At 64.8% G+C, this 2,227-nt stretch carries 2 protein-coding genes and 1 pseudogene; 2 read left to right on the forward strand and 1 reads right to left on the reverse strand.

What is annotated here, in order from left to right; all coding sequences use genetic code 11:
- A pseudogene (locus tag EN994_RS36450) lies at positions 1-139 on the reverse strand (TetR/AcrR family transcriptional regulator); the annotation flags it as partial.
- A 124-nt stretch (positions 140-263) separates the two neighbouring features.
- On the opposite strand from EN994_RS36450, the gene EN994_RS28140 reads away from it, so the two are divergent.
- Entirely contained in the window at positions 264-1,451 is a 1,188-nt protein-coding gene (locus tag EN994_RS28140; protein WP_063170196.1) for an MFS transporter, read from the forward strand.
- A 12-nt stretch (positions 1,452-1,463) separates the two neighbouring features.
- Positions 1,464-2,227 (forward strand): FAD-binding protein (locus EN994_RS28145; RefSeq protein ID WP_127307994.1); only part of this gene is annotated, 764 nt, incomplete at its 3' end.

A 2,227-nucleotide genomic window follows, 5' to 3' on the forward strand; every position in this document is an offset into this window, starting at 1 on the left:
CCTTCATAGTGACGGCGTCGATACCCTTTTCCCCGATCAGCCGCATGGTCGTCGACAGGATCGCGTCGATGCGCTCGCGGCTGCGTTCCTGCTTGGGCTTGCGCCTCGGCTCGGTCGCCATTCTCTTCAATTCCGTCATGCACCGATCTTTCGCACGGTTTTTAGATTCCGGTTGACAAGAAATATGATCAAGTATCAGTTTCTGAAATACTGACAGGTTGTCAGCTTTTTTGCCGCGCGGCAAGGACGTTGGGGAGGCGCCTTTGGCTTCGACAGATATCGGCCACGCAGGCAGTGGCGACTGGCTGGTCGGCAATCCGACCGGCTGGCAGCTCGCCTCGGCGCTGTGGATCGGTTCGGTCGGCCTGCTCATCCTCGGCCTGCAGCCGGTGCTGCTCGGAGCTCTCTACACCGAAGGCCATGTCAGCGGCGACGAACTGGCGCTGGTCGCCACCGCCGAGATGATCGCCATTGCCATCGGTTCGGCCGTCGTGGCGATGCTGCTTTCGGCCCACAATATGCGCTGGAAAAGTGCCGTCCTTCTGCTGCTGCTGGCGCTGGCCAATGTGTGGACGGCCTATGCCGCGAGCGCCAACATGCTGATTGCGGCCCGCGCCCTTGCCGGGCTCGCCGAGGGCGGTCTGGTCGCCATCGCCACCGAACTGATCGCCCGCTCGCGGCGTGCCGAGCGCATCGGCGGCTATTTCGTCACCATGCAGACGCTGGCGCAATGCGCGCTCGCCCTGTTGCTGGCGCTCTATGTCATCCCGGCCGCAGGGTCGGCGGGTGGCTTCATCGTTCTTGCCGTCGTCTGCGTCGTGTCGCTGGCGGTCGCTTTCACCGTGCCCGGTGACTATGCCGACCTGCCCAAGGAAGAGAATCTGGCCAATGTGCTGACGGTTCCCTCGATGACCGCGCTGCTGTCGGTCTTCTGCTACTTCATGTTCTTCGGCGCGGTCTGGGCTTTTCTGGAGCCGCTAGGCGCGCAATACGGCATCGATGGCCGCACCGTCGGCCTGATCGTCTCGGCCAGCCTCGCGGTGCAGGTCCTGGGGGCGATGACGGCGACCGCGTTCGAGGCGCGCATCGATTATCGCCTTGCCATCGCGGCGATCGGCGTCGTGGCGCTTGTCAGTTCCCTGGTTCTTGCCAGCAGCCCCGGCCTGACGACGTTCTGGGTCGCTGCCCTGGCCATGGGCTTTATCCTGCTGTTCATCGTGCCCTACCAGATCCGTCTGGCGATCACCGCCGACGAGACGCGCACCGCTGTGCTGCTGGTGCCGGCAGCCCAGCTGTTCGGCCTGGCGATCGGGCCGATTGCGGCGTCGCTGCTCATCGATGGCAAGGATTTCCGGCCGGTGCCGGAATTCGCCGCCGCCAGCGCGGTGGCAAGCGTGGCGCTGCTCGGTCTCTTCGTTCTTGTGTCACGTCGCCGTCGTGCGGTTGCCTGAGCGGGGAGCGCCATGTCGAACACTTGGAGCAACTGGTCGGGCTTCGTAAGTGCCGAGCCCAAGCTGATCGCCAGCCCCGGCGATGCCGGTGAACTCGGTGATCTCGTCCGGACCGCGCCCGGCCCGGTGCGCGTTGCCGGCGCCGGTCATTCCTTCACACCGCTGGTGAAATCGCAGGGCACGATCCTGTCCCTGGAGAGACTGGAAGGGCTGGTCTCGCACGACGCGCAAAAACATCAGGCGCGGGTGCGGGCAGGGACCCGGCTCGGCCCGCTCATGCACATCCTGCAAGGAATTGGCCAGGGCCTGCCCAACATGGGCGATATCGACCGCCAGGCGATCGGCGGCGCGCTGGGCACAGCCACGCACGGCTCTGGGCCGACGCTCGGCGCCTATCACACGCAGCTGGAGACGGTGCAGATCGTCGACGGCCTTGGCAAGGTCCGCGACTTCAAGCGGGCAGGGGATCGGGACATGATCCACGCCATCGGTGTTGCGCTCGGCGCTTTCGGCGTGCTCACCGAAGTGACGCTGAACAACATCGCGACCTACCGGTTGCGCCGCCGCAAATATGTGCTGCCGATCACCGAGATGCTGCGTGATTTCGAGGCGATGATGGCCGCGCATCGCTCGGCCGAATTCTACTACATTCCGTTTTCCGGCTATGCGCAGTTCATCGCCAGCGATTTCAGCGATGCCGCACCCACCACGCGGCCGCCGGAAGAGGACGAGGCGGGTTTGAGGACACTGCGCAGGCTGCGCACTTCACTTGCCTC

This window comes from Mesorhizobium sp. M7A.F.Ca.CA.002.09.1.1 (assembly GCF_003998555.1).
Taxonomy (GTDB): Bacteria; Pseudomonadota; Alphaproteobacteria; order Rhizobiales; family Rhizobiaceae; genus Mesorhizobium; species Mesorhizobium ciceri.